The organism is Glutamicibacter sp. NPDC087831, from assembly GCF_044742845.1.
GTDB lineage: Bacteria > Actinomycetota > Actinomycetes > Actinomycetales > Micrococcaceae > Glutamicibacter.
Genome location: NZ_JBIUVH010000001.1, coordinates 415570 through 441760, shown reverse-complemented (window position 1 = coordinate 441760; position 26191 = coordinate 415570). Strand labels below are relative to the sequence as shown.

Sequence of the window (26191 nt, the reverse complement as noted above, 5' to 3'; positions counted from 1 at the left end):
AACTAGGCCAGCCCGGCAACTACGGCAGCGCCATCAGCGATCATCGACTGCGCCAGCGAACGGCCCAGCTGCTGTGCTGCATCCGCCGTGCTGCAGGAGATCCGCGCACTGCGGCGCATGGTCTGCGAGCCATCGGGGTTGCAGGCGACCGCATCGAGGACCAGCTCATCGCCCTCGATATGGGCCAAGGCGCCAATCGGGGCAGCACAGCCGGCTTCCAATTCGGAGAGCAGCGCACGTTCGGCCTCCACCTGCATGCGGGTAGCGGCATCATCGAACTGCGCCAGAGCCGCATCCAATGCGCCGTGGCCGGTGCCCGCGGTACGGGTTTCCAGCGCCAAGGCGCCCTGGCCCGGGGCGGGCAGCATGATGGAGGGATCCAGGTACTCGGTGATGTGCTTGTCCAAGCCCAGGCGGCGCATCCCGGCAGCTGCCAGGATCACCGCGTCCAGGTCACCCTGGGTGCCGCGGCCCACGCTGCCATCATCCAGCGTCTTCCCGACACCCTTGACCCGGCCCAAGCGGGTGGGGACGTTGCCGCGGATATCGACAATCTCGAAGTCGCTGCGGTAGGCCAGCAGCTGGGCTGCACGGCGCGGCGAACCGGTACCGATCTTCGCACCCTGGGGCAGCTGGTCCAAGCCCAGCGAGTCGCGCGAGCACAGGGCATCGCGGACATCCTCGCGCGGCGGGATCGAGGCCAGGACCAGGCCCTCGGGCTGCGCAGTGGGCAGGTCCTTGAGCGAGTGCACGGCCAGGTCGCAGCCGGAATCGAGCAGGTGCTGGCGCAGCGCGGCGGCGAAGACGCCGGTGCCTCCGAGGGTGGCCAGCGAGCCGGTCACCACATCGCCTTCGGTCTTGACCAGCACGGTCTGCGCGGCCAACCCGGAAATCCCGGCCAGCTTCTGCGCGGCCCATCCGGTCTGGGTGGTCGCCAGCGCGCTGCCGCGCGTTCCTACGCGAAATGCTTCGGTCATGGCTGGGGTACACCAACTTCTGAATCGACTGCGCCGATGGTCGGGCGCAAGGTTCCGTCCAGGGCGCGCTTCTCGCAGCAGCCCGGACGGCAGACATCAAACCATGGGCCGCATTCGAGAACCGAGGTGCGGCCGGCGCGCAGGGCCTTGCCATCGGGGCCGGCCAGGCGTTCTTCGACCAAGTCCACCAGTCCGGAGATGAACGCCTGGTGGGTGCCCGGGGTGGCGACGCGGTCAAAGGCCAGGCCCAGTTGGGCGCAGCTGTCCTTGGCTTCGGTATCCAGATCCCACATGACTTCCATGTGGTCCGAGATGAAGCCGATGGGCACGACCACGACGCCGGCGACACCGGCTGCGGCATCCTCTTCCAGCGCGTCGTTGATATCCGGTTCCAGCCATGGCACATGCGGTGCCCCGGAGCGGGACTGGTAGACCAGGCTGTGGTCCAGGCCCTTGGCCTCCTCCACCTGGGACAGGATGTAGTTGGCCACCGCCTGGTGCTGGCTGGTGTAGAGATTCCCGTAGCCTGCGGCCCGGATACCTTCGGGTCCTGCGGCCTCGGCGTCGGCCATCGGAATGGAGTGTGTGACGAAGACGATCTTGATCGCCCCGTCTTCCTTGCCCGCTTCGGCCAGCTGCGCACGCACATTGGCCAGCGAGGAACGCAAGGACTGCGCAAAGGGCGTCACGAAGGCAGGAGTGTCGAAGAACTGGCGCAGCTTGTCCACTTCCACCACACCGTCCAGCCCGGTGTTGACTAGGCCCATGCCCGCATCCTCGCGGTACTGGCGGCAGGCCGAGTAGCCGGAGTAGGCGCCGGTGCCCATAAGCAGCACCTTGCGGTGGCCGTCGGCAGCCAGCTGCTTGAGGGTGTCGTCGATAAACGGGTGCCAGTTGCGGTTGCCCCAGTAGATGGGCAGGTGGATGCCGCGGGTAGCCAGCTCTGCCTCCAGCGCGGCCTTCAGTGCACGGTTCTGCGCGTTGATTGGCGAGACGCCGCCGTTCTTGCGGTAGTGCACCGCAACTTCTTCCAGGCGCTCGTCAGGGATGCCGCGGCCCTCGGTGACCTTGCGCAGGAACGGGATGACATCATCCTGCCCTTCCGGTCCGCCGAAGGATGCCAGCAAGATGGCATCGTAGGACTTGGGAATCATCTGGCCGTTGCGGTCATATCCCTCGCGGGGGTCAAAGGCCTGGCTCACTTCAGTACCTCTAGCGCTTCAGCTGCCGAGATGCGGCGGCCGGTGTAGAACGGAGTCTCCTCACGCACATGGTGGCGGGCTTCGGTGTAGCGCAGGTGGCGCATCATGTCGACGAGATCGATCATGTCGTCGGCTTCGAGGCAGATCTGCCATTCGTAGTCGCCGAAGGAGAAGGCCGCTACGGTGTTGGCCAGCACGTTCGGGAATTCGCGGCCCAGGATGCCGTGGTCGCGCAGCATCTTGCCGCGGGCCGCCGGATCCAGGGTGTACCACTCGGTGGAGCGGACGAATGGGTAAACGGTCATCCATTCCTTCGGATCCAGGCCGCGCGCGAACGCTGGCGAGTGGTCCTTGGCGAATTCCGCTTCACGGTGCACGGCCATGGTGGAGTAAACGATTTCGGTGCCGGCCAGCAGGGCCGAACGGCGGATCTTGCGCATCGATGCCTGCAGCAGCTGGGCCGATGGCCCGTGCACCCAGAACATCACGTCAGCGTCCTCGCGCATGGCCGAAACGTCGTAGATGCCGCGCACGGTGGCGCCTTCGGCGGCCAGCTCGGCGACCAGCGCATCGAATTCAGCGGCAGCAGCCTCGGAACGCTCGACAATTTCCGAACGCTTGAAAATGGTCCAGAGAGTGTAGAAGAACGTCGGGTTTTCTCCTGCATTTTCGCGTTCACGAATTACTGGGGAATTATGCTCCGGTGCGTTGCTCACTTGATATTCTCCTTGATCTGGTTTCGGACAAAAGTCCAGGATAGTTGGCCCGGGTGCGGTTAGCGGGCGCTGATCGCGACGGCACTGCGGGCTTGGGCGATAACTCGCGCCAGTCCGGTGCCGGCAATCCATGCGCCAACCACATCGAGCCCTTCGAAGCCCGACAGGCTGCGCTGCAGTTGCGCGCGGCGCGCGGTAGCGGCCTGGCCCTGCAGCGGAACCATGTCGCTGAAGCGTGAAACGGTGCTGCCCAAGACATCATCAAGATGCAATTGAACACCGAGAATCTTTGAAGCATCTTTGATTGCCTGGTCGATGAGAGCTGAATCATCTCCGGATTCGACAAGTTGCTCATGTTCGCCGATTCGTCCAAAGGACAGGCGCAGTATGTGGGTGCCAGGGCCGGCCTCTGCGGCGAGCCAGGGCCACTTGGCCGTGGAATGGGTCAGCGCCTTGGCCGTCAGCGGGGCGTTCCTGGAGACCAGCACACCCGATCCGCGCGGGGCATCATCGAGTTCCGGCTTATCGACCACCAAGATCGCCAAGGCAATGGCATTGGCACCGCTTTCGCCGGCGATCCGCTCTTCTGGTGCCAGCAGGGGGTTCAGCAGGTCCAGTGCCGGCTCGGCCGGCGTCGCGAGAACTACCCGGTCAGCGAGCAGTTCATGGCCCAAGGTCGTGACTGCATACGGAGTTGGCGACTGCGCATCGTGGCGCAAGGAGGTCACCGGCGAATTGCGCACCAGCGCAACGCCAGCCTGCTCCAGCTGGGACACCAGGGCTTCGACCATGGTGTACATGCCGCCGTTGAGGCCAGCCACACGGGAACCAGCCGGAGCCGAAGCCTGCAGCCGGGTGACGGCGCGGGCCAGCGAACCGGTCTCCTGCATGGCTTGGCGCAGTCCAGGCGCGGCGGCGTCAATGGAAATCTTGGCAGGGTCGGTGGAATAGACGCCGTTGATGACCGGGGCCACCAGCTGGTCCAGTACCGCCTGTCCCATGCGGGAACGGACCACTTCAGCGATGGTCAGGTTCTCCGTGGCCCACTTCTTGTTCATTGGCGTGATCAGATCCGCTGCGGCACGCACGGTGGCCGGTCGGCCAATGATGCCGCGCACCTCGTCGGTGCGCACATTGCCCGGGATGCCCAGCATTGCGGTGGCAGGCATCTGGTGAGCATGAATTTCCTGCTCTTCCCCCTGGATGAGCCAGGCCCGCTCTCCGGAGGTCCTGGCGATCTGCCCGCCTAGATCCAGCTCGTCGAGGTAGGAGGAAACAATGCCGCCACGCAGGGCGAAGGATTCCGCGCCAGCATCAATCTCCATGCCGGCAACTTCGGTGGTGCGCACGCAGCCACCGAAGTTCGCGGTTGCTTCCAGCACGGTCACTTCGTATCCGGTCTGGCGAAGTTCACGGGCAGCGACCAGGCCGGCGATGCCGCCACCGATCACCACCGCATGCGGGGCCAATGGCTTCTGGGCCTGATCGGCCGATTCGCTCTTCGCTAGGCGTGCTTCGCTGGCGCTGCGCACCTTTTCCAGCAGGCGCAAGGCATGCGCTGCGGCATCGTTGGCAATATCGCGTCGCGGTTTGGACGCCCCGGTGGCTTCAGCTGAATCCCCTGCGCGCAGATTGCGCTGTTCCTTGCTCACGTGCCTAGCACCTTCTACCTTCACAATATGCCGATGCCCTGTTCCCTGCCCATGGCCTCGGGGGCCAGTTGGAACACAGCGTTAAACCTAGCTTAGACCTGTTGAATTACAGCGAGTGAATGAGCTCCACCACACGGGTCAACACGGTTGGGTCGGTGGTTGGCGGAACGCCATGGCCCAGGTTCACCACATGTCCGCGGGCCTTCTTGCCTGCTGCAACCACTTCGCGCACGTGCGCCTCGAGAACTTCCCACGGGGCATCGAGCAACGCCGGGTCGATGTTGCCCTGGACCGAAACGTCCTGGCCCAAGCGTTCAATCGCGGTTTCCAGCGGGATGCGGTAATCCACGCCCACGGTATCCACGCCAGCATCGCGCATGGCGGTGAGCAGTTCGCCGGTGCCGGTGCCGAAGTGGATCAACGGCACGCCCAGGTCGCGGACGTAGTCCAGGGACTTCACCGAGTACGGGGCGACGTGCTTCTGGTAGTCCGGAAGCGAGAGCGAACCAGCCCAGGAGTCGAAGAGCTGCGCGGCCGAGGCGCCGGCTTCAACCTGCGCCCGCAGGAACTTGCCCGAGGCGTCGGCAGCCCAGGTCATCAGTCCGTCCCAGACGTCCGGGTCGGTGTGCATCATGGTGCGCGGTCCCAGGTGGTCTCGGCTTGGCTTGCCCTCGACCATGTAGGCGGCCACGGTGAATGGCGCACCGGCGAAACCGATCAGCGGGGTCTTGCCCAGCTCGGCCACGGTCAAGCGCACGGCTTCGCGGATGGGTTCCAGCGACTCGTCCGTCAGCTCCGGAAGGGCAGCTACCTGCTCCCTGGTGCGAATCGGGGTGTCCAGCACCGGGCCAACGCCTGGCACGATGTCCACGCCAATGCCTGCAAGGCGCAGCGGGATGACGATGTCCGAGAAGAAGATGCCGGCGTCCACCTTGTGGCGGCGCACCGGCTGCAAGGTGATCTCGCTGGCCATGGCAGGGTCAAGGCAGGAGTCGAGCATGCTCACTCCTTCACGCAGCTTCAGGTATTCAGGCAGCGAGCGGCCAGCCTGGCGCATGAACCACACCGGGTGATGCGACGGCTTCTTGCCGGTCAAAGCGTGGATCAAAGCGGAATCTTGGGTACGTCCATCAATCAACGGATGGTTCTGCGACAGGGTCATGCCCCAATTCTGCCAACTCTTCAGATTAAAAGCCCATTTACTGCGTTCGCCCGCAGGGGAAGGTGAGCAAACTAACCCCTTGGAACCATGCGGATTTAGGCACACCTGCGTTGTCTGCCGGTATTTTCCGGCCTATTCTGGGGTCACTGTGGTTTTCTTATCTCTTGTCGCATCGCATTCCCAGCTCGATCTGGAGACCGTCGCACAAATCAGTGCTTCGGCCGACGGGCTGGCAGCTGCCTCCGTTAACGGTTCGGCGGCTATCAATGGCGCCGTCGTGCTGGCCACCTGCAACCGCTTCGAAGTCTACGCAGACGTGGACCACGTGGAGGACGCAGCAGAACATCTGGTCAACGAGCTGGCAGCAAGCACCGACCTCTCCCCCGAATTCCTGGCCCGCCGCCTCACCACGCTGGAAGGCGACCCGGTAGTTGAGCACCTCTTCTCCGTAGGCGCCGGACTGGACTCGGCCGTTGTCGGCGAACGCGAAATCGCTGGCCAGGTGCGTCGAGCACTGACCCAGGCGCAGCAAGAGAAGACCACAACCAGCAACCTCACCCGCCTGTTCCAGAACGCCACCCGCGCGGCCAAGGATGTCGGTTCGAATACAGACCTTGGCACCCAGGGCAAGTCCGTGGTTTCGGTGGCCCTCGATCTGGCCGAAGAACTGGCCACTGAAGACCGCGACTGGTCCGAGCAGGATGTTGTGCTCTTTGGCACCGGTTCCTACGCTGGCGCCACCATGGCGTTGCTCAAGGAACGCGGCGTCCAGCGCATTTCGGTTTACTCCCATTCCGGGCGCGCCGCAGATTTCACCGCGAAGCGCGGCGGCTTCCCGCTCAGCGACGAATTGCTGCCGCAGGCCCTGCGCGAAGCTGACATCATCGTCGGCTGCTCCGGCGGCGGTCACCAGTTGGCCCGTGCAGAGCTTGAAGCGCTGCGCGTGAAGAAGCACCCGCTGATCGCCATCGACATGGCGCTCACCCACGACTTCGATCCGACCATGGTCGAACTGCCCGATGTTGAACTGATTACCTTGGAATCGGTGCGCATGGCCGCCCCGACCGAGCAGGCCACGGCCGTTCACGCGGCTAGCCGCATCGTCAAGAACGCCACCGCAGAATTTGCCGCCGCTCAGCGTGAACGCGAGGCCGACTTCGCGATTGTCGCGCTGCGCCAGCACACCAAAGCCGTTCTGGATGCCGAGATCGCGAAGGTCCGTGCCCAGCACGGCTGCAGCGCCGCAGCCGAGGAAGTCGAGCTGGCCATGCGCCGCATGGTGCGCCAGCTTTTGCATGTGCCTACCGTGCGTGCCCGCGAACTGGCAGGCGAAGGCCGCACCGGCGAATACGTCTCGGCCCTGGAAACCCTCTACGGCTTGGAGCTCTCGCAGCCGGAGCCCGGGAAATCGGAGACTACGCAGGCCCTGGGCAACTGTCCAGCCGCCCCGGAAGCCAAATCAGCGTAGAAAACCTGATTTCCCCCAGCATATTTCCACTTTCCGCACAGAAGCATGGAATACTACTTCCAAGTAGATTATCCACCCGAGAATTCCTTTGATGACTTGGGAGCTGATCACTCTGCAGCTGGAAAGGCCCCATTCGACATGACGGAACTCGAAAATATCAAAGGCACCCGCCCGCAACGGATGCCCCGTGAAGCGCGTCGTCGCCAGCTGCTGCAGGCAGCGCACCAGGTTTTCGTGGCCCATGGGTACCATGGTGCGTCCATGGACGAAATCGCTGAAGTCGCCCTGGTTTCCAAACCGGTGCTCTACCAGCATTTCCCCGGCAAACGCGAACTCTACCTCGCCTTGCTGGATTCGCACCTGGCCGACTTCAGCCGTCAGCTGGATGAAGCGATCCGCTCCACCAGCGACAATCGCGAGCGCGTCTTCGCCACCATCAACACCTACTACAGCTACATCAAGGGCGAATCCCAGGCGTACCGCCTGATCTTCGAATCCGATGTGCTCTCGGACCCGCTGATCGCCCATCGCATCGAGCAGTTCAACAGTTCGCTGGCTTCCTCCATCGCCCGCGTCGTGGTCGAAGATACCGACATGAGCGAGGAGGAAGGCCTGCTGGCAGGCCGTGCCCTGGCAGGCCTCTCCCAGGTTTCGGCGCGTTACTGGGCCACCAGCAGCTCCTCGGTGGACCAGAATGCCGCCGTGGATCTCATCTCCCGTTTAGCTTGGCGCGGAATTTCGCAGTTCCCGAAAGAAAACTAGCTAAATTAGTGTTCAGAGGCCCCATACGGGACACCTATTTCGTTCGAGAGGATCTGCGACAATCATGGAAATCCGCATTGGCATTCAGAATGTAGCCCGCGAAGTTGTACTTGAATCCGAGCTCAGCAACGCCGAAGTCAATGAGCTGGTCTCGAAGGCGATCGCCGACGGCACCGTTCTGGCACTGAAGGATCCAAAGGGCCGCGAGGTCCTGGTGCCTGCTGCTGGCATCGCTTACGTTGAGGTTGGCCCGGAAGAAGTCCGCCGCGTCGGCTTCGCACAGTAGAGCTTGTTGCGCGCCGAGGCATCGCCTTGGCAGCTGGTGGCCGGTTTCGCTTAGAAGCGAAACCGGCTATTTCTTCGCCCAAATGGTGATTTGACTCACCGAGTCATGGTATTGCTAAGGGGTGACTGAACGAAGAATCCGCAGCCCCCGCCCGGTTCCCGCCAACTCGCTGGCCCAGCTACTGCTCGGCCTTGAAGCAGAGTTCGAGGTACCGGCACCCTTCGACGAGCAAACCCTGAAAGCCGCGGAACTGGCGGTAGCCCAGGTCCAGCACCCCGAAGAAGACGCCACCGGCATCCCGTTCTTCACCATTGACCCGCTCGGCGCCACCGATCTCGACCAGGCGATGTTCCTTGAACGAAACGGCCAGGGCTATACCGTGCACTATGCGATCGCGGACGTTCCCGCGTTCGTGACCTTGGGCAGCCAGCTGGACCAGGTGGCCCGCCAACGCGGTCAGACCTATTACCTGCCGCACCGCAAGATCACCTTGCACCCGCCCCTGATTTCCGAAGACCAGGGCTCGCTGCTGCCAGACCAGGACCGGCCGGCCTTCCACTGGAAAATTTCCCTGGATGCCGATGGCGCCCTGGGCGAGGTCCAGCTGAACCGCGCGCGCATCCGTTCCCGCGCCCAGCTCGACTACGCCTCCGCCCAGGCCCGGCTGGATTCGGGGGAACCCGATGAGCAGCTGGAATTGCTCGCCGAAATCGGTGCTGCGCGCCTGCTGCAGGAGCAACTGCGCGGCGGCGCCTCATTGAACCTGCCGGACCAGGAAATTGAAGAAGCAGGCGACGGCTACAAGCTGGTCAGCCGCACCCCGCTGCCCCTGGAAGGGCACAACGCGCAGATTTCCCTGCTCACCGGCATAGCCGCAGCCCGCATCATGCTCGAGGCCGGTGTGGGCATCCTGCGCACCATGCCCGCACCGGATGAAGCGGACCAGCAGGAATTCCGCACCCAGACCCAGTTGCTGGGCACGCCGTGGGACGCAACGCAAAGCTATGGGCAGTACCTGCATGCATTGGATGTCAGCGACCCGAAGCAACTGGTGATCATGCATCGTGCCGCTGCGCTGTTCCGCGGTGCGGACTATCGGGTCATAGCCGGGCAGCCCGAAGAGGAACTGATCCAAGCGGCACTGGCGGCACCCTACGCGCACACCACCGCGCCGCTGCGCCGGCTCGTGGACCGCTTCGTGCTGCTCACCTGCCACCTGCTTTCCACCGGCCAACCGATCCCCGAGCAGCTCGCCTCGGCCCTGGAAGAGCTGCCCGGGCTGATGCGTACCAGCAGCATTGCCGCCAACCGGGTGAACAATGCTGCCGTCGACCTGCTCGAAGCCTATGTGCTCAAAACACGTGTCGGGGGAGAATTCCAAGCCATCGTGCTGAAGTCAGCCGAGCAAAAGGAAGATGGAAAGATTCGTCCCGGAGTGCTGCAGCTGGCCGATGAACCGGTCACCGGAGAGTTTTCCGGTTCCGCCCAGCCGGGCGCCTTGGTGCGCGTAAAGCTGGTCCAAGCTGATCCCGTGGCCCGCAAGATCAGCTTCGAAATCGTGGCCTGAGACTCCTAAACCCGGGTTTCCGGGCAAAACCGGCTATGCTTGGCCTATTAGTAAATAGGATGCCCGATCGCAATGGGCTGATAGATGAAACAGTTTTATGGCGTCTTCCCAGCGGCCGCCATCCCGCAGGTGCTTGACCAAGCCACCTAACGTGAAAGTAGCGATCGGCTCCGCTGGATTCGTGCGGTATCCGCATGCTCCTGGCTTGTTGCAAGCCGGAATGGAGCAGGTACCGTGCCCACATGAAACGAGAACAAAGACATCGTGACTGACACGACGCTTTCGGCCCCAGTGGCCGAACCACAAGACAATGAGCCAACCATCGCAGAGCCGATCAAGCAGAGCTTTGCCGATTTGAAGGTTCGCGAAGACATCGTTGCTTCGCTTTCGGAAGCCGGGATCGAGTACCCGTTCCCCATCCAGGCCCTGACCCTGCCAGTTGCCCTGGGCGGCAACGACATCATCGGCCAGGCCAAGACCGGCACCGGCAAGACCCTGGGCTTTGGCATCCCTGCCCTGCAGCGCGTGATCCGCGAAGGCGACAAGGGCTACGGGGATCTTGAATTCCCCGGTGCCCCGCAGGCACTGATCGTGGCCCCGACCCGCGAGCTGGCCATCCAGGTCGGCGCCGACCTGGCCCAGGCATCGAAGCACTCGAACATCTCGATCACCACCATCTACGGCGGCCGTCCCTACGAAGAGCAGATCAATGCCCTGAAGGCCGGCACCGACGTGATTGTCGGCACCCCGGGCCGCTTGATCGACCTGAACCGCCAGCGCGTGCTGAACCTCAAGCAGGTTCGCACCGTGGTACTGGACGAGGCCGACGAGATGCTGGACCTGGGCTTCCTGCCCGATGTCGAGCGCATTCTGGCCGCCTTGCCGCCGGTACGCCAGGCGATGCTGTTCTCGGCCACCATGCCCGGCGCCGTGATCACCATGGCCCGCCGCTACATGACCCGTCCCACCCACATCCGCGCCCAGGATCCCGGTGATGATGACTCGCTGACCAAGCGCAACATCCGCCAGCTGGTCTACCGCGCGCACAACATGGACAAGGACGAGATGGTGGCCCGCCTGCTGCAGGCAGAAGGCCGCGGCAAAACCATCATCTTCACCCAGACCAAGCGCTCGGCTGCCAAGCTGTCCGATGAGCTGGTGGACCGCGGCTTCAACGCCGGTTCGCTGCACGGCGATCTGGGCCAGGGCGCCCGCGAGCAGGCCTTGAAGGCCTTCCGCGCCGGCAAGGTCGACATCCTGGTAGCTACCGATGTCGCGGCCCGCGGCATCGACGTGGATGACGTCACCCACGTGGTCAACCTGCAGTGCCCGGATGATGAGAACACCTATCTGCACCGCGTAGGCCGTACCGGTCGTGCCGGCAACACCGGTATTGCGGTCACCTTCGTGGATTGGGATTCGGTGCCCCGCTGGTCGCTGATCAACAAGGCGCTGGGCCTGAACGTTCCCGAGCCGGTAGAGACCTACTCGTCCTCGCCGCATTTCTTCGCCGACTTGGGAATCCCCAAGGGCACCAAGGGCCGCTTGCAGCGTGCCAAGAAGACCGCGGCAGCTGAGGGCGATGGCTCGCCACGCCGCGAGGATTCGGCGCGCACCCCGCGCCGCCGCAGCAATTCGCGTACCCGCACCCGCACCGTGAACGGCGAGCAGACCCAGCAGCGCGGTGCGCAGGACTCCGGCGCCGAACAGGAGGGCGCACGCCACGGCCACTCCAAGGGCAAACAGGACCGTCCGGCACGCGAAAACGAGCGCCACCGCGAAACCCATGCTTCCGGCGGGGAGCAGGAGGCGACCGAGGGCGCATCCGCTGCCCGCCGACGCCGTCCGCGCCGTCGCACCCGCAGCACCGAAGCAGGCGGCCAGGACTAATCCCCAGTCCAACCGGTCAGCCAACTTTTCCGAAAGGAACCCACACCAGCGGTGCTCGCTCTACCCGAAGAACCAGCTTTGCCCGACGCTGGAACGCAGGATGCCCCGGCGTCCGTCGTTCCAGCCTCGGGTAATACCGTGTATCACGGTGATAACCTCTCCATCCTTGGCACCCTGCCCGATCAAAGCTTCACCTTGATCTATGTGGACCCGCCGTTCAACACCGGGCGCAAGCAGACCCGTGCCCAGCGCACCATGGTTCGCGCTGCCGAAGGCGAAGGCGACCGCACCGGATTCAAGGGACGCGAGTACAACACCGAGCTGGGGATCGCCCGTTCGTATCACGATACCTTCGACGACTACCTCAGCTTCATCGAGCCGCGGCTACGCGAGGCCCACCGCCTGCTGGCCGAGGACGGCACGCTCTATGTGCACCTCGATTACCGCGAGGTGCACTACGTGAAGGTGCTGCTCGATGGGATTTTCGGCCGGGACTGCTTCCTGAACGAACTGATCTGGGCCTACGACTATGGTGCCCGCGCCAAGAGCCGCTGGCCGGCCAAGCACGACACCATCCTGGTCTACGTGAAGGATCCGAAGAAGTACCACTTCGATTCGGCCGAGGTGGACCGCGAGCCGTATATGGCTCCCGGCCTGGTCACCCCGGAGAAGCGCGCCCTGGGCAAGTTGCCGACCGATGTCTGGTGGCACACCATCGTCTCGCCGACCGGCAAGGAAAAGACCGGCTACCCGACGCAGAAGCCCGAAGGCGTGCTGCGCCGGATTGTGGCCGCGTCGTCGCGCCCCGGCGATTGGGTGCTGGACTTCTTTGCCGGCTCAGGCACCACCGGTGCGGTGTCCGCGAAGCTGGGACGCCAGTATGTGCTGATTGACCAGAACCCCGAGGCCATCGAGGTGATGAAGGCTCGTTTGCCTGGAAGCACCAGCTATATCGAGGCCTGAGTTCCGTTCCCCTGGGCAATAATCCTATGCAGCATTTCCGGCTCGGTGAGATTCTCGCCGAGCCGGTTCAGCTTTCCGGTGCCGTGGTAGTCGGAGGATCCGGTGACAATCAGATCGCGATCTGCGGCCAGCTGGAGCAACCAGGCCTTTCCCTCGGCGGTATTGTCCCGGTGGTGCACTTCGACCCCCGCTAGCCCGGCATCGATCATCTCGTAGAAGGTGGAATCGGGAACTACCCGTCCGCGTGCAGAGGCCTTGGGATGCGCGAACACCGGAACGCCACCGGCTTCCCGCACCAATTGCACCGCAGTGGCAGGATTCACCGCTGGATGCGAAACGTAGTAGCGCGAACGCGAGGAGAGGATGTTGGCGAACGCTTCATTGCGGTTATCCACCACCCCCGCGGTCACCAGCGCATCGGCAATATGCGGGCGGCCCACGGTTGAACCCGGCAGGCAATGCTCCCCCACCAGATCCCAGCTGATCGGATAGTCCTCGGCCAGCAGGTCGACAATGCGGCGGGCACGAACGATCCGCGAGTTCAGCGCAATATCCAGCTCATCGAGCAGCGGCTGGTAGGTGGGGTCATGCAGGTAGCTGAGCAGATGCACGCTGATGCCGTGGGTATCCTGGCAGGTGATCTCCATGCCCGGTATGAATCCCAGTCCCAGCTTCCCGGCTTGCGCCGCGGCTTCGGCCCAACCGGTGGTCTGGTCATGATCTGTCAACGCCACGACATCCAGGCCCGCAACCGAAGCGGCGCGCATGAGCTCGGCCGGAGTTTCAGTTCCGTCGGACACATTGGAGTGGGTGTGCAGGTCGATTCGCATATGCCTAGGTTATCCCCTGCGCTGATTCTTTGCTGGGATACAGCTGATGGTGACACACTTGGAACATGACCAATCAAGATTCATCTGCACCAAGCACTGATCAGCCGTTGGAAGACCGCGTGAACAACCGTTCCCAGCGTCCAACGTCCAAGGCATTCCAGGACTTCATGGCCTCCTCGTGGGCGCAAGACACTTCTGATCTGCCAGAACAAGATGCCGCTGCCAGCTACGCAGCCGCTCGCCGTGCCAAGCTCTCGGAGAATTTCCCCGGTGAGCGCATCGTCATTCCGGCAGGCCCGCTCAAGGTCCGCTCCAACGATACGGACTACCGTTTCCGCCCGCATTCGGCGTTCGCCCACCTGACCGGCCTGGGCGTCGACCACGAGCCCGACGCCGTACTGGTCATGGAACCGACCGATGACGGCGTGGGCGAGCACGGCTCCAACCACGTTTCCACCCTGCATTTCGCGCCGATGGCCGGCCGCGACACCACCGATTTCTATTTGAATTCGCGTTCCGGCGAATTCTGGGTGGGCCCGCGCCCAACCCTGTCCTCGCTGTCGGCGCGCACCGGGATGCCCACCGATTCGTTGGAACAGCTGGAAATCGCGATCACCAAGAATTCCGGCCCGCAGGCCCTGGGCGGCATCCGCATCCGTCTGGTGCGCGAGGTGGATCTGAACATCGAGGCGCTGGTGGATACCTCGCGCATCAACACCGGCCAGGACCTGGAAGCCAGCGATGCCCTGGATACCGAGCTGGCCGAGTTCGTTTCCGAGCTTCGCCTGGTCAAGGACGCGTACGAAATCGCCGAACTGCGCAAGTCGGTTGCCGCGACCATCAACGGCTTCGAAGACGTGGTGCGCAACCTGGACAAGGCCGTCGCGCACGAACGCGGCGAACGCGTTGTCGAAGGCGCGTTCTTCGCCCGCGCCCGGCTTGAAGGCAACGAGCTGGGCTACGACACCATCGCCGCCTCGGGCAACAACGCCACCATCTTGCACTGGATCCGCAACACCGGAACCGTCAAGCAGGGCGAGGTGCTGCTGCTGGATGCAGGTGTCGAGGCCGAATCCCTGTACACCGCAGACATCACCCGCTCGCTGCCGGTGTCCGGCAAGTACACCGAGGTGCAGCGCAAGGTCTACCAGGCCGTGCTGGATGCCGCCGATGCCGCCTTCGCTGCGGCCAAGCCGGGCCTGAAGTTCCGCGACCTGCATCTGGTGGCTACCCGCGTTTTGGCTGAGCGGCTCTCCGAGTGGGGCATCTTGCCGGTATCTGTGGAAGAAGCCATGGATCCAGAGGGGCAGCATCACCGCCGCTGGATGCCGCATGGCACCAGCCACCATCTCGGTCTGGACGTGCACGACTGCGCCCAGGCACGCGCCGAGCTGTACCTGGATGCCGAGCTGGAGGAGGGCATGGTCTTCACCATCGAGCCCGGACTCTACTTCAAGGACGAGGATCTGGCGATCCCCGAGGAGTACCGCGGCCTGGGCGTGCGCATCGAGGATGACATCCTGGTCACCGCCGATGGCGCCGAGAACTTGAGCGTTGCCCTGCCACGCAAGCCTGAGGAAGTTGAAGCGTGGATGGCTAAATTGCGCGGCTAATTCGTCCCGCAGCGTTAACCAGCGAAAGGCATGGGCGCAGTTACCGAGGTAACTGCGCCCATGCCTTTCTTTGGCCTAGCTGGTCCCTATGCTTCAGGATCCTTGCGAGGCGCTGGTTCCTGGACCGGGGCCTGAGGCTGCTGCGAAGTATCCACTCGCGGCTCTACCTGCGACAGGTCCTGCGTGTCCTTGGCCTCGGCGGCCGGTGCTTGCGCTTCGTCCTTGGCTGGCTGCTCGACCGGCGCAACTGGCGCAGCTGGCTTGGCTTCGTTGACGCGCACGCCATAGCGGGGACGCCCATCGGGCAGGTCGGGGAACTGCGAGCTGCGCTCTTCCTCGGAGGCCGGCTGCGCAGGCGTGGCCGGTACTGCGGCGGCTGCCTGGGCCGACGGTGCGGCAGCTGCGGCAGGCTGCTGCTGCGGGGCTTGGGCAACTGGTTGCGCAGGTGCCTGCTGCGGACGCATGGGCAGCTTGGAGGCCAGGATGCGGGCCGACTGCGCATGCTCGAAATCCACCACCACGTCAAAGCTGGTGGCCACGAACTGGCTGGAGGACGCGAAATCGCGCTTGCCGCGACGCGTCGAATAGCTGATCACGCCGGCGATCATCCAAATAGCCATGCCCAGGCCGATGGCGGAGAGAATCTGGTACAGCCCGTTGCCGCCACCGCCGAAGAGGGTCAGGAGCAGGCCGACAAACAGGCCCATCATGCCGCCCTGGGCCGCGCCAGCCAGCGCCACGCGCGGGTAGGAAAGTTTCGCGGTGACTCGCTCCACGGTGCGTACGTCATTGCCGACGATGCTTACCGCGGCGACCGGGAAATCATTATCGGCCAGGTAATCCACGAGCTTCTGCGCGTCGAGATAGCTGGTGTAACGTCCAAGCAGTTCTCCGCGCGGCAGGCCGCTGGTGCTAATCGAATTTACTCCATGAGGCGAGGTCATAACTATATTGTGCACAGGTTTACTGTGAGCCTGCCTAGTTGTGAAGCAACTATCGCTGAGGGTGAAAGAAACAGCACTGGCCCTGTGGCTTTGCACACCGGGAACGGGGCTGAAACGCGATAGTCTAGGAGGGTGAGCGCACAAGTGTCTAAAATCTTCGTCGCCCGGCTGCTCGGGCTTGATGTCTTTGACCCCTTGGGCGACCGCTTAGGCCGCTTGCGCGATGTCGTGGTGGTCTCCCGCGGCCCCAAGAAACCCGCCGCCTGCGTGGGCTTGGTCGTCGAGGTCCCCGGCAAACGGCGGGTGTTCGTTCCGATGACCCGCATCCAGTCTATGGAAGCCAACCAGGTGATCTGCAACGGCCTGGTGAACATGCGCCGCTTCCAGCAGCGCGGCCAGGAAATTCTGGTTGTCGCCGAAATGTTCGACCGCACCATCACCTTCGTTGATGGTTCCGGTCGCGGTGTCATCGAGGACATCGGTTTGGCGCAGACCCGTCGCGGGGACTGGGAAATCAACGAATACTATGTCCAGCGTGGAGAACCGACGGCCAATTTGCTGGGACTGCGTTCGCGCCGCCGCAACAAGGTGCTGGTCTCCTGGGACGAGGTCAGCCACGGTTCGAAGAATGAACCGCAGTCCGCTGACACCTTCGTGGCCGCCCACGATGAGATGAAGCCTGCCGACTTTGCTGACGCCCTGCATGAAATGAATGAGAAGCGCCGCCTGGAAATCGCGGCCCATCTGCAAGATGAGCGCCTGGCCGACGTGCTCCAGGAACTTCCGGACCGCGAGCAGGTGGAGATCCTTTCCGCCCTGGGCCTGGAACGTGCCGCGGACGTGCTTGAGGAAATGGACCCGGATGACGCGGCCGACCTTCTGGCTGAAGTCAGCGAAGAGACCAAGCACCAGCTGCTGGATCTGATGAACGAGGAAGAGGCCAAGGATGTCCGCCGCTTGCTCGCCTACCCGGAAGGTACCGCCGGGTCGATCATGACCCCGGTTCCGGTGATTCTCACCCCTGAATCCACGGTCGCTGAAGCCCTGGCTTCGGTGCGCCTGGAGGAATTGAGCCCGGCGCTTGCTTCGACCGTATATGTGGTGCGCCCGCCGCTGGAGACGCCCACGGGACGCTACCTGGGCCAAGTCCACATCCAGGCGCTGCTGCGTGCCGCTCCCCCGGAGCCGCTGGGCGATATCCTTGATACGGAGCTGGAGCCCATGTCGGATCTGGCCAATATCACCGAAGTGGTTCGCCATTTGGCCACCTACAACCTCACCAGCGTAGGCGTGACCAACAAGGAAGGCCGGCTTGTAGGGGCCATCACCGTGGATGACGTGCTGGACCACATCCTCCCGGATGACTGGCGTTCCCAAGACTAGCCAACGCCCCACCCACCCATCAGCAGCAAAGGAGTTCCAGCTATGGCTGAGCAGCGCAAGAGTAACGGCCTGGATACCCCGCTTGCAGCACGACAACGCTTCTGGCCCCGGTTCTCCCCGAACCCCGACCTCTTTGGTTCGGCCACGGAGAAGTTCGCCCGCTTCATGGGCACCCCGACCTTCCTGCTGTACATGACGGTGTTCTGCGCCTTCTGGCTGATCTGGAACTCGGTCGCCCCGATCAATTGGCGTTTTGACGATGCCACCATCGGCTTCACCGCGCTGACCTTGATGCTCTCCTTGCAGGCCTCCTACGCGGCTCCGCTGCTCCTGCTGGCGCAGAACCGCCAGGATGACCGCGACCGCGTCTCGCTGACCGAGGACCGCGCCCGTGCTGAACGCAATCTGTACGACACCGAGTACCTGACCCGCGAGCTGGCTTCCCTGCGCTTGGCACTGCGCGATGTTGCCACCCGCGACTACGTGCGTTCCGAACTGCGCAATGTGCTTGAAGAGCTGCTGGAAACCTCTGATGGCGAAGAGCTGCACCTGCGCGCGAAGAAAAAGGGCGGCAATAAGAATTCACACCCGCAAACCGGGATGATCGAAACCGTCAAGCCCCAGCAGGGCCAGCACCGGAAGAGCAAATAAGCATTGAGCACCACGCCAGAACTCCTAGCCGCCCTCGCAAAGGTCAACGACCCGGAGCTTCGCCGGCCGATCACCGAATTGGGCATGGTGGAATCAGCTGTCCTGGCCGATGGCACCGCCAAGGTCAAGATCTTGCTGACCATCGCCGGTTGCCCGATGCGCTCCACCATCGAGGAAGAGGCCACCGCGGCCCTGCTGACCGTAGCAGCGGTGCAGCGCGTTGAGGTGAGCCTGGGCGTCATGGATCCGCAGCAGCGCGCGGAGCTGCGCGAGTCACTGGCCAGCCGCCGCACCCCGTTCTCCGATCCTGCTTCCCTGACCCGGGTGATCGCTGTGGCCAGCGGCAAGGGCGGCGTGGGCAAGTCGTCGATTACCGCGAATCTGGCCTGCCAGCTAGCCTCCCAGGGCTTGAAGGTCGGCCTGATCGACGCCGATGTCCATGGTTTCTCCATTCCCTCGCTGATGGGTATTTCGCAGAACCCCACCCGGGTTGATGACATGATCCTGCCGCCGGTGGCGCACGGAGTGAAGGTCATTTCCATTGGCATGTTCCTGGATTCCAACCAGCCGGTGATCTGGCGCGGCCCGATGCTGCACCGGGCCCTGGAGCAGTTCCTCTCGGATGTCTACTTCGGGGACCTGGACTACTTGTTGCTGGACCTGCCGCCAGGCACCGGGGACATGGCCATCTCCGTGTCCCAGCTGCTGCCCAATAGCGAGCTGCTGGTGGTCACGACTCCGCAGTCCACGGCTACCGAGGTTGCCGAACGCGCCGGCACCATCGCCTTGCAGACCCATCAGAAGGTGATCGGGGTGGTTGAGAACATGAGCTTCCTGCAGCTGCCCGACGGGTCGCGCATGGAGGTCTTCGGTTCCGGTGGCGGTGCCAAGCTCAGCGAATCGCTGAGCCAGCAGCTGGGCTACCCTGTTGGGATGCTGGCCCAGATTCCGCTGGAAGAGTCCGTACGCGTGGGTTCGGATCAGGGCCAGCCGGTAGTGCTCAGCACCCCGGGGGCACCGGCCGCGGCAGCGATGCGTGAATTGGCCGGGAAATTGGAACAGCGACCGCGCGGGCTTGCCGGGCGATCGCTGCCGATGTCTTTCTGAGGACTTCTGGGCCTAGGTGGCTTCTGAGTCGAAGGGGGCCGATTCGTTGGCGCCCAGCTGCAGCTGCTGCGCGGTAGCCGAAGGGACCGCGGTGCGCACCGGTGCTGGGGCCACGGTCTTGGCTGGAGAACCCTTTGCGGCATTCACGGCGTCGTCGAATTCATCGACAAGCGCCTCCTTGATGATTCGACGTGGATCATACTGGCGCGGGTCCAGCTTCTTCCAGTCGATGTCGGCAACCTCGTCGCCTACTTCCTCGCGCAGCTGCTCCTTGGCGCCATTGGCCATGCGCCGCACTTCCTTGACCAGGTTCGCTAGCTTTTTGGCGTACTCAGGAAGCTTTTCGGGGCCCAGAATAACGACCGCCAGCACGGCGAGAACGATAAACTCGCCACCATTAATACCAAAAAGATCCACGTAAGAAGATTACCTTGTTCCAGTGCCACTAACGAAGTCACCGCGCCACGCCAACGGTGAACACGCGATGAACGGGGTTAGCTGGCGGCGCGCAAGCCTCGCGGGATGCGCGGCAACGACATGGTCTTTGCAGGGCGGTTGGCTGGATTGCGGTGAGCGAGCGCATCACGAAGCATGGCGCGGCCACGGTGGATGCGAGAACGCACGGTCCCGAGCTTGACATCCAGGATGCGTGAGACTTCCTCGTAGGAGAAGCCTTCCATATCGCACAGGACAATAGCGGCACGGAACTCCGGCGACAACGCACGCAGGGCTTCTTGCACGTCGACATCCAAGTTGTTGAATTCGAAATAGCGTTCCGGGGTTACCGCGGTACCGGGCATCCGGTCTTCGGATCCCTCGGCGAAACGGTCGAAGCGGATCTTGCTCTTGCGCCGAGCCTGGTCCAGGAACAGGTTGGTGGTAATGCGGTGCAGCCACCCGCCCATGGTTCCGGGGGTGTAATTTTCCAAGGCTTTGAATGCGCGAACGAATGCCTCCTGCGAGAGGTCCTCGGCATCTTGACGGTTACCAGTCAAACGGTAGGACAAACGGAAGACCCGTTGCCCATGTTCTTGGACCATCTGATCCCATGTCGGAGTCGTGGTTTCGGCAGTCACCGTAGAAGAAACTGTTTCACTTCGTGCATTGTTCACACTCCAAGTATGAAATGGGAAGCTGAGCTGAAGCTAAGAATACCCTGCGCGAGAACCTCCAAGTTCAACAACTTCAGGTAACGACGTAGGTACGATGGGAACTGGCCCCGCCAATTCAACCCTTGAGGACCTCCGCCGATGCCATCGATGAATCCAGAACTCTTCGCGAGCTGGACCTATACCCAGAACCACGTCAACGAACCAGAGCATGTCGCCCCGGTTCGCGAACGTGCGGAAGACCTGGGCGTGCGTTGCATCGATCAGGCCGGCCGCTCGATGCTGCAGATGCTCTGCACCCTGCGCCAGCCGCGCAATATCGTGGAGATCGGATCCGGTGTGGGTGTCGCATCGCTGGCGATGCTCGAGGTCATGGGCAACGCCATGACGTTGACCGCGATTGAATCGGATCTGGAGCACGCCAACGCGATGCGCCAGGGCCTGCGCGATTCAGGCATCCCGACGGCCCGCGCCCGCATTATCAACGAGCGCGCAGAGAACGTGCTCTCGCGCTTGGCCGACCACGCCTACGACCTGGTACTCATCGACGCCGGCGCTGAGCTGCTGCTCGAGTACGTGGCCGAGGCCAAGCGGCTGGTCGGAACCGGCGGAGTGATCATAGTGAACAACGCCTACGACGAGCACCGCCTAGCCAAGCCCGCGGTTCGCCGCCCCTCCACCGTCACGACCCGAGATGCGCTGCGCATGCTGCGCGAGGACCCGCGCTTGCAGACCCACCTGTTCCCTACCGAGCAGGGCCTGTTTGTGGCCACTGTCCTTCCCGCCAAGGCCGCGACCCGCCTCTAGCGGCTGATTTCGGGAAAAACAAAGGACCGACATTTCTGTCGGTCCTCGATTGCCGCACCAGCAACCCGTGCGGCCAAAGCTAGAACTTGGGCAAGCTTACTCAGTTACCTTGAGCAGGCACTCACGCAATTCGGTTGCCTCGTCGTTGTTCAACTCGACTACCAGTCGTCCGCCTCCGTCGATTGGCAGGCGCAAGATGAGGCTGCGGCCTTCCTTAGCGACTTCCATTGGTCCATCACCGGTGCGTGGCTTCATAGCAGCCATTAAGCTGTTCCCTTCGTCTGTGGCTAACGCATGCACTGGCGCTTGCCGTGCATACAACCGAATGCCTAGTCCATCCTCAGCAAGGATTCCCTGCTGAGTTGGGACACTTATCTTTTATTATTACTAATTTTCGCCCGTGTCGCTAATCACACGCCGTGACTCAAGGTCACGAACCGTATTCTCCAGCTCGGTAATTTCTGCCGCGAGGACATCGAGCACCTCATCCACCTGGTCGCAGCGGTAACCGCGCAAGCCCAAGGAGAAGCGAACTTTCTCCACATCTTCAGCGCGCGGATTCTTGGCCAGCAGCACCGGCGGCAACGAAGCCTGGTGCTCTACCAATCCCGTGATGGGCTCCCCAGTGGATTCGAAGTGGCGACCTGCCGGTACATTCTTCCGCTGGCTGGACAGCAGCAGCGCAACAGCACCCACCAGCAATACTGCGATGGCAACAAGGAGGAACGGCATCGCCTACTGCCCCTTCGCCAGGTCGCCGACCTTCAGGTTTTCTTTATGCGCACGCAGCACCAGATCCACCGCTTCATCAGGATCATCGGTGATAGTGAACAAGTCCAGATCACCGGGCGAAATGGTGCCTTCAGCAACGAGCGTCTTGGTCATCCAGTCCACCAGGCCGCCCCAGTATTCGGTGCCCACAAGCACAATCGGGAAGCTGGTGATCTTCTTGGTCTGGACCAAGGTCAATGCTTCGAACAGTTCGTCCAGGGTGCCAAAACCCCCGGGGAGCACGATGAAGCCCTGCGAGTACTTCACGAACATCGTCTTGCGCACGAAGAAGTAGCGGAAGTTCAGGCCCTTGTTGACCCAGGCATTCAGTCCGGTTTCAAAAGGCAGCTCAATGCCCAGGCCTACGGAAACGCCGTCCTTGTCAGCAGCTCCCTTGTTGGCCGCTTCCATGGCGCCGGGGCCGCCACCGGTGATGGTAGTGATGCCTTCCTCGGCCAAGCGGCTGCCGACACGCTGGGCCATCGCATAGTACGGGCTGCCTGGATCCGTGCGCGCGGAACCGAAAACCGCGATGGCAGGACCGGTGCCGGCCATATTTCCAAAGCCGGAGACGAATTCCGATTGGATTCGCAACACGCGCCACACGTCGCTATGCGTGACATCGACCTGCGGGCTTTCCAGAAGATGGTGGTCAAGCTGATCTTCCGGTTGCTTTCCTGGCCAGCTCGCTTCGATGTGGCGCTTTTGCCCGACCCGGGCATTTTCTTCACTCTTACGCTGATGAACCATAGCTTCACTCTATCGGTTACTCCTGCGCATCTTCGGATGTGACCTACCGCGGATTGGAGAACAGTTTGATAACAACTAGGTGTGACATGGTCGACGGGTCGCGTAGTCGCCGTCACATCAAGTAATGTCTACAACATGAAAAGCGATCATCAGGCTCAAGCTTCTTCTGAAGGCCCTATCGTCCAGCTGACTGGGGTCAATAAGCACTACGGTGCGCTGCATGTGCTCAACGGCATCAATCTCGAAGTGACCAAGGGCGAGGTCGTTGTGATCCTCGGCCCGTCGGGCTCGGGCAAGTCCACGCTGTGCCGCGCCATCAACCGACTGGAAACCATCGACGAAGGCACCATCAAGATTGATGGCAAGACCCTTCCCGAAGAGGGCAAGGCACTGGCCAATCTCCGGGCCGATGTCGGCATGGTCTTCCAGTCCTTCAACCTCTTTGCCCACAAGTCGATCTTGGAGAACGTGACCCTCGGTCCGATGAAGGTCAAGGGCATGAAGAAGGATGAGGCCAAGAAATTGGCGATGCAGCTGCTGGAGCGTGTGGGCGTGGCCAATCAGGCCGGCAAACTGCCCGCACAGCTTTCTGGCGGCCAGCAGCAGCGTGTGGCGATCGCCCGCGCACTGGCCATGAAGCCGAAGGTGATGCTTTTCGACGAGCCAACCAGTGCCCTGGACCCGGAAATGATCAACGAGGTCCTGGACACCATGGTGGGTCTTGCCAAGGAAGGCATGACCATGCTCGTGGTCACCCACGAGATGGGCTTCGCCCGCAAGGCGGCGGACCGCGTGATCTTCATGGCCGACGGCCAGATCGTCGAGCAGGCCACTCCTGAGGAATTCTTCACCAATCCCAAATCCGACCGTGCCAAGGATTTCCTTGGCAAGTTGATCACCAACCACTAATTTCATCATCACGCATCCAATAGGAGGAACAATGCGCAAGACTCGTTTCGGCACTGTAGCCGCAATGGCCGCCGTCGCAGCCCTGGCCCTGACTTCATGTGGCGGCTCCGGCGACAGCGAAGCCGACGGCGACAAGATCCGCATCGGCATCAAGTACGACCAGCCGGGACTCGGCTTCAAGGACGGCGATAACTACACCGGTTTCGACGTTGACGTCGCCAAGTACGTAGCCAGCGAACTGGGCTACACCGAGGACAAGATCGAATTCATTTCGGCACCGTCGGCCAACCGCGAGACCATGCTGCAGAACAACCAGGTTGACATGATCTTCGCAACCTACTCGATCACCGATGAGCGCAACAAGGTTGTCGACTTCGCTGGTCCATACTTTGTCGCCGGCCAGGACCTGCTGGTTCCATCCGACTCGGATATCGCCGGCCCAGAAGACCTCGATGGCAAGAACCTGTGCTCGGTCACCGGTTCCACCTCGGCCCAGAAGGTCAAGGACAACTACGCCCAGAACACCAACCTGCAGGAACTTCCGGGCTATGCAGAGTGCACCACCCAGATGAGTGGCGGCACCATTGACGCGGTTACCACCGATGACATCATCCTTGCCGGCCTGGCTGCGCAGCCTGCCTACAAGGGCAAGTTCAAGGTTGTCGGCGCGCCATTCACCGAAGAGAACTACGGCGTGGGCCTGCCTGATGGCACCGACAAGTGCGGCGACATCAATGCGGCAATCACCAAGATGATCGAGTCCGGCGAGTGGCAGAAGGCCCTGGACAAGAACACCGAAGGCACCGGTTACAAGCCGAACGCTGAAACCAACCCGCCAACCCTTTCGGATTCCTGCGCCTAGCAGCATCTGATGCGATGGGGGCCAAACGCAGCGTGTTTGGCCCCCATCTGCAATCTGCGTTTCCCAGGTACCAGCTAATGCAGGTACCGGACCCATAGCCGCTTGGCCGGTTTTCCGGCCATCGAGACAGAGGCTTGCAGTGGAGAATTACTTATCCATATTCACTGAGTACGACATTCCCGGAGCTTTCTGGGTCAATATCCAACTAACTTTCTGGGCTGCCATTGGCGCCCTCGTGCTGGGCACCATCTTGGCCTTGCTGCGCATCTCCCCCGTGGGGAGCTTCCAGGCCCTGGGCACCAGCTACGTTAACCTGATTCGCAATACCCCGCTGACCATCATCATCCTGTTCTGCGTGCTGGCCCTCTACGGCCAGCTCGGATTCGTGCTCAGCAGCGATTTCCAGGGAAACTTCTTCCGCCTCGCCGTCCTTGGCCTTGCGGTTTACCACGCGGCGTTCGTGTGCGAAGCGATCCGCTCGGGCGTGAACACGGTTCCCCTGGGACAGGCAGAAGCTGCTCGTGCCATCGGCCTGAGCTTCTTGCCCGCAGCGCGCTTGGTGATTCTGCCGCAGGCCTTCCGCGGCGCGATTGTCCCCTTGGGCAACACCTTGATCGCCTTGATCAAGAACTCCACCGTCGCAGCGGTCGGTTCGGTTGCCACGGAATCCTCCTCGGTCATGAAGACCATGATTGAGTTCCGCGCAGATATCGTGATCCCGATCTTCTTGACCTTCGCAGTGGGCTTCGTGATCATCGTCATTCCGGTGGGCCTGTTGACTACTTGGGCTTCTAAGAAACTGGCGGTGGCACGATGAGCGCGTCGATTCTTTTTGATACTCCCGGGCCAAAGGCCCGCCGCCGCATCTTGGCGGTAAACATAGTCGGCGCCTTGATTGCCTTGGGCATCGTGGCGTGGATCGTCCTCGGCCTGGCCGCCAAGGACCAGATGCAGCCTTCGCAATGGGATGACTTCATCGAAGGCAGCACCTGGAAGAACTACCTGCTTCCGGGCTTGTGGAACACCACCAAGGCAGCAGTCCTGGGCATCATCGGCTCGGTGATCTTCGGCCTGATCTTCGGTGTCGGCCGCTTGGCGCAGAATAAGCTGATCAACGGAATCTCCACCGTGATTGTCGAATTCTTCCGCGCGGTACCAGTGCTGCTGATGATCGTGTTCTTCAACGTCTTCTTCTCCCGTTCCCTGCAGCTGTCAGGTGATACGGCGATGTGGGCCGTGGTCGCGGCGCTGATCTTCTACAACGGCTCGGTCGTTGCGGAGCTGGTCCGTTCCGGCGTTCACAATCTGCCCAAGGGACAGCGCGAGGCAGGCATAGCGATCGGCCTGACCCGTGGCATGTCGCTGCGCCACATCGAGATTCCGCAGGCGCTGGTCGCCATGCTGCCGGCGTTGATCGGCCAGTTCGTTGTGATCTTGAAGGACTCGGCTTTGGGCTACATCATCAGCTTCAACGAGTTGCTGTTCTTCGCCCGCACCTACTCCTCGCCTAACGGCAACGTCCTGCAGGCGCTGATTGTGGCGGCAGCCATCTTCATCATCATCAACTTCACCTTGAGCAAGATTGCCGTGATTGTCTCGCGCCGGCTGAGCAGCCGGGTGAAGAAGGAGAAGAATGCCCCGGCCGGCCCGGCCGCAGCCATAGTCGGCGCCCCAGCCGGCCTCGACGTGCCAGCGCCACAGGATCCTTCCGATCCCAAGGCCTAGCAGCTGAAACAAAAAAATCTCCGTACCGCATGATTCGCGCGGTACGGAGATTTTTTGTCTCTTCAAAGGCTGATCATCCCAGCCT

Annotated in this window: 27 protein-coding genes; 15 read left to right on the top strand and 12 right to left on the bottom strand. The window is 62.4% G+C overall.

The window, feature by feature from the left end; genetic code table 11:
* Nucleotides 1-2: 2 nt before the first annotated feature.
* The 5 genes from hemC to hemE form a co-directional block, all read right to left on the bottom strand.
* Nucleotides 3-977 carry a hydroxymethylbilane synthase gene (gene hemC / locus ACIOJF_RS02215; protein ID WP_105657512.1) on the bottom strand — a complete coding sequence of 325 codons (975 nt, stop codon included), beginning with the start codon at nucleotides 975-977 and terminating at the stop codon, nucleotides 3-5.
* The gene (locus ACIOJF_RS02210) at nucleotides 974-2179 is read right to left on the bottom strand and encodes a ferrochelatase (protein WP_402741134.1); all 1206 of its coding nucleotides are present in this window, start codon (nucleotides 2177-2179) and stop codon (nucleotides 974-976) included. Before ACIOJF_RS02210 ends, hemC begins: the two co-directional genes overlap by 4 nt.
* A complete protein-coding gene (hemQ, locus tag ACIOJF_RS02205) occupies nucleotides 2176-2862 on the bottom strand; it encodes a hydrogen peroxide-dependent heme synthase (RefSeq protein WP_105657676.1) in 687 nt (228 codons plus the stop codon). The genes ACIOJF_RS02210 and hemQ overlap by 4 nt, the downstream gene beginning before the upstream one ends.
* Before the next feature lie 92 nt (nucleotides 2863-2954).
* Nucleotides 2955-4547 (bottom strand): protoporphyrinogen oxidase, encoded by a 1593-nt coding sequence (hemG, locus tag ACIOJF_RS02200; protein ID WP_402741133.1) that lies wholly within the window; start codon nucleotides 4545-4547, stop codon nucleotides 2955-2957.
* Nucleotides 4548-4653: 106 nt separating this feature from the next.
* On the bottom strand, nucleotides 4654-5709 hold the full coding sequence (hemE, locus tag ACIOJF_RS02195) for a uroporphyrinogen decarboxylase (protein WP_332594821.1): 1056 nt from the start codon (nucleotides 5707-5709) through the stop codon (nucleotides 4654-4656).
* 148 nt (nucleotides 5710-5857) lie between these two features.
* On the opposite strand from hemE, the gene ACIOJF_RS02190 reads away from it, so the two are divergent.
* From ACIOJF_RS02190 to ACIOJF_RS02165, 6 genes are all read left to right on the top strand, one after another.
* Entirely contained in the window at nucleotides 5858-7177 is a 1320-nt protein-coding gene (locus ACIOJF_RS02190; RefSeq protein ID WP_402741132.1) for a glutamyl-tRNA reductase, read from the top strand.
* A gap of 138 nt (nucleotides 7178-7315) precedes the next feature.
* Nucleotides 7316-7939, top strand: coding sequence for a TetR/AcrR family transcriptional regulator (locus ACIOJF_RS02185; RefSeq protein WP_105657677.1), 624 nt, complete (start codon nucleotides 7316-7318; stop codon nucleotides 7937-7939).
* 64 nt (nucleotides 7940-8003) lie between these two features.
* A complete protein-coding gene (locus ACIOJF_RS02180; RefSeq protein WP_105657517.1) occupies nucleotides 8004-8225 on the top strand; it encodes a DUF3107 domain-containing protein in 222 nt (73 codons plus the stop codon).
* A 121-nt stretch (nucleotides 8226-8346) separates the two neighbouring features.
* A complete protein-coding gene (locus ACIOJF_RS02175) occupies nucleotides 8347-9792 on the top strand; it encodes an RNB domain-containing ribonuclease (protein ID WP_105661511.1) in 1446 nt (481 codons plus the stop codon).
* 264 nt (nucleotides 9793-10056) lie between these two features.
* A complete protein-coding gene (locus ACIOJF_RS02170) occupies nucleotides 10057-11682 on the top strand; it encodes a DEAD/DEAH box helicase (protein ID WP_105657519.1) in 1626 nt (541 codons plus the stop codon).
* A gap of 78 nt (nucleotides 11683-11760) precedes the next feature.
* The gene (locus tag ACIOJF_RS02165) at nucleotides 11761-12645 is read left to right on the top strand and encodes a site-specific DNA-methyltransferase (protein ID WP_105657678.1); all 885 of its coding nucleotides are present in this window, start codon (nucleotides 11761-11763) and stop codon (nucleotides 12643-12645) included.
* On the opposite strand, the gene ACIOJF_RS02160 is transcribed toward ACIOJF_RS02165, so the two are convergent.
* On the bottom strand, nucleotides 12630-13475 hold the full coding sequence (locus tag ACIOJF_RS02160) for a PHP domain-containing protein (protein ID WP_105661512.1): 846 nt from the start codon (nucleotides 13473-13475) through the stop codon (nucleotides 12630-12632). The genes ACIOJF_RS02165 and ACIOJF_RS02160 overlap by 16 nt on opposite strands.
* A 65-nt stretch (nucleotides 13476-13540) precedes the next feature.
* On the opposite strand from ACIOJF_RS02160, the gene ACIOJF_RS02155 reads away from it, so the two are divergent.
* Nucleotides 13541-15088: an aminopeptidase P family protein gene (locus ACIOJF_RS02155; RefSeq protein WP_105661513.1), complete on the top strand. Its 1548-nt coding sequence runs from the start codon at nucleotides 13541-13543 to the stop codon at nucleotides 15086-15088.
* Between the two features lie 86 nt (nucleotides 15089-15174).
* On the opposite strand, the gene ACIOJF_RS02150 is transcribed toward ACIOJF_RS02155, so the two are convergent.
* Complete coding sequence (locus ACIOJF_RS02150; RefSeq protein WP_181148842.1) at nucleotides 15175-16032, bottom strand: general stress protein; 858 nt, start codon at nucleotides 16030-16032, stop codon at nucleotides 15175-15177.
* 132 nt (nucleotides 16033-16164) lie between these two features.
* Here ACIOJF_RS02150 and ACIOJF_RS02145 point away from each other — a divergent pair, with 132 nt between their 5' ends.
* From ACIOJF_RS02145 to ACIOJF_RS02135, 3 genes are read left to right on the top strand one after another with little or no spacing between them, the layout of a single operon-like run.
* A complete protein-coding gene (locus ACIOJF_RS02145) occupies nucleotides 16165-17415 on the top strand; it encodes a magnesium transporter MgtE N-terminal domain-containing protein (RefSeq protein WP_105657522.1) in 1251 nt (416 codons plus the stop codon).
* 42 nt (nucleotides 17416-17457) lie between these two features.
* The gene (locus ACIOJF_RS02140) at nucleotides 17458-18066 is read left to right on the top strand and encodes a DUF1003 domain-containing protein (RefSeq protein WP_105657523.1); all 609 of its coding nucleotides are present in this window, start codon (nucleotides 17458-17460) and stop codon (nucleotides 18064-18066) included.
* Between the two features lie 3 nt (nucleotides 18067-18069).
* A complete protein-coding gene (locus tag ACIOJF_RS02135; RefSeq protein ID WP_105661514.1) occupies nucleotides 18070-19173 on the top strand; it encodes an Mrp/NBP35 family ATP-binding protein in 1104 nt (367 codons plus the stop codon).
* 12 nt (nucleotides 19174-19185) lie between these two features.
* Here the strand turns inward: ACIOJF_RS02135 and ACIOJF_RS02130 are convergent, their stop codons facing one another.
* Nucleotides 19186-19590, bottom strand: coding sequence for a sec-independent translocase (locus ACIOJF_RS02130; protein WP_105661515.1), 405 nt, complete (start codon nucleotides 19588-19590; stop codon nucleotides 19186-19188).
* 77 nt (nucleotides 19591-19667) lie between these two features.
* On the bottom strand, nucleotides 19668-20285 hold the full coding sequence (gene sigE / locus ACIOJF_RS02125) for an RNA polymerase sigma factor SigE (RefSeq protein ID WP_105657526.1): 618 nt from the start codon (nucleotides 20283-20285) through the stop codon (nucleotides 19668-19670).
* Between the two features lie 138 nt (nucleotides 20286-20423).
* Between sigE and ACIOJF_RS02120 the strand changes: the two genes are divergently transcribed.
* A complete protein-coding gene (locus ACIOJF_RS02120) occupies nucleotides 20424-21089 on the top strand; it encodes an O-methyltransferase (protein WP_105657527.1) in 666 nt (221 codons plus the stop codon).
* A 96-nt stretch (nucleotides 21090-21185) separates the two neighbouring features.
* Here the strand turns inward: ACIOJF_RS02120 and ACIOJF_RS02115 are convergent, their stop codons facing one another.
* From ACIOJF_RS02115 to ACIOJF_RS02105, 3 genes are all read right to left on the bottom strand, one after another.
* The gene (locus tag ACIOJF_RS02115; protein WP_013349509.1) at nucleotides 21186-21353 is read right to left on the bottom strand and encodes a DUF3117 domain-containing protein; all 168 of its coding nucleotides are present in this window, start codon (nucleotides 21351-21353) and stop codon (nucleotides 21186-21188) included.
* A gap of 123 nt (nucleotides 21354-21476) precedes the next feature.
* The gene (locus tag ACIOJF_RS02110; protein ID WP_105657528.1) at nucleotides 21477-21821 is read right to left on the bottom strand and encodes a DivIVA domain-containing protein; all 345 of its coding nucleotides are present in this window, start codon (nucleotides 21819-21821) and stop codon (nucleotides 21477-21479) included.
* A gap of 3 nt (nucleotides 21822-21824) precedes the next feature.
* Entirely contained in the window at nucleotides 21825-22610 is a 786-nt protein-coding gene (locus ACIOJF_RS02105; RefSeq protein WP_105661516.1) for a TIGR00730 family Rossman fold protein, read from the bottom strand.
* Between the two features lie 177 nt (nucleotides 22611-22787).
* Here ACIOJF_RS02105 and ACIOJF_RS02100 point away from each other — a divergent pair, with 177 nt between their 5' ends.
* From ACIOJF_RS02100 to ACIOJF_RS02085, 4 genes are all read left to right on the top strand, one after another.
* Nucleotides 22788-23519, top strand: coding sequence for an amino acid ABC transporter ATP-binding protein (locus ACIOJF_RS02100; protein ID WP_181148852.1), 732 nt, complete (start codon nucleotides 22788-22790; stop codon nucleotides 23517-23519).
* 31 nt (nucleotides 23520-23550) lie between these two features.
* Complete coding sequence (locus ACIOJF_RS02095) at nucleotides 23551-24381, top strand: glutamate ABC transporter substrate-binding protein (RefSeq protein WP_105657531.1); 831 nt, start codon at nucleotides 23551-23553, stop codon at nucleotides 24379-24381.
* A 139-nt stretch (nucleotides 24382-24520) separates the two neighbouring features.
* Nucleotides 24521-25198, top strand: coding sequence for an amino acid ABC transporter permease (locus tag ACIOJF_RS02090; protein WP_105657532.1), 678 nt, complete (start codon nucleotides 24521-24523; stop codon nucleotides 25196-25198).
* Nucleotides 25195-26106: an amino acid ABC transporter permease gene (locus tag ACIOJF_RS02085; RefSeq protein ID WP_105661517.1), complete on the top strand. Its 912-nt coding sequence runs from the start codon at nucleotides 25195-25197 to the stop codon at nucleotides 26104-26106. Before ACIOJF_RS02090 ends, ACIOJF_RS02085 begins: the two co-directional genes overlap by 4 nt.
* Nucleotides 26107-26191 lie beyond the last annotated feature (85 nt).

Coding starts and splice junctions, on each gene's coding strand:
- ACIOJF_RS02085 (WP_105661517.1), top strand. CDS start 25,195: ATGAGCGCGTCGATTCTTTTTGATACTCCCGGGCCAAAGGCCCGCCGC.
- hemE (WP_332594821.1), bottom strand. CDS start 5,709: ATGACCCTGTCGCAGAACCATCCGTTGATTGATGGACGTACCCAAGAT.
- hemC (WP_105657512.1), bottom strand. CDS start 977: ATGACCGAAGCATTTCGCGTAGGAACGCGCGGCAGCGCGCTGGCGACC.
- ACIOJF_RS02180 (WP_105657517.1), top strand. CDS start 8,004: ATGGAAATCCGCATTGGCATTCAGAATGTAGCCCGCGAAGTTGTACTT.
- ACIOJF_RS02155 (WP_105661513.1), top strand. CDS start 13,541: ATGACCAATCAAGATTCATCTGCACCAAGCACTGATCAGCCGTTGGAA.
- ACIOJF_RS02105 (WP_105661516.1), bottom strand. CDS start 22,610: ATGGTTCATCAGCGTAAGAGTGAAGAAAATGCCCGGGTCGGGCAAAAG.
- ACIOJF_RS02120 (WP_105657527.1), top strand. CDS start 20,424: ATGCCATCGATGAATCCAGAACTCTTCGCGAGCTGGACCTATACCCAG.
- ACIOJF_RS02185 (WP_105657677.1), top strand. CDS start 7,316: ATGACGGAACTCGAAAATATCAAAGGCACCCGCCCGCAACGGATGCCC.
- ACIOJF_RS02095 (WP_105657531.1), top strand. CDS start 23,551: ATGCGCAAGACTCGTTTCGGCACTGTAGCCGCAATGGCCGCCGTCGCA.
- ACIOJF_RS02150 (WP_181148842.1), bottom strand. CDS start 16,032: ATGACCTCGCCTCATGGAGTAAATTCGATTAGCACCAGCGGCCTGCCG.
- ACIOJF_RS02140 (WP_105657523.1), top strand. CDS start 17,458: ATGGCTGAGCAGCGCAAGAGTAACGGCCTGGATACCCCGCTTGCAGCA.
- ACIOJF_RS02110 (WP_105657528.1), bottom strand. CDS start 21,821: ATGCCGTTCCTCCTTGTTGCCATCGCAGTATTGCTGGTGGGTGCTGTT.
- ACIOJF_RS02160 (WP_105661512.1), bottom strand. CDS start 13,475: ATGCGAATCGACCTGCACACCCACTCCAATGTGTCCGACGGAACTGAA.
- ACIOJF_RS02115 (WP_013349509.1), bottom strand. CDS start 21,353: ATGGCTGCTATGAAGCCACGCACCGGTGATGGACCAATGGAAGTCGCT.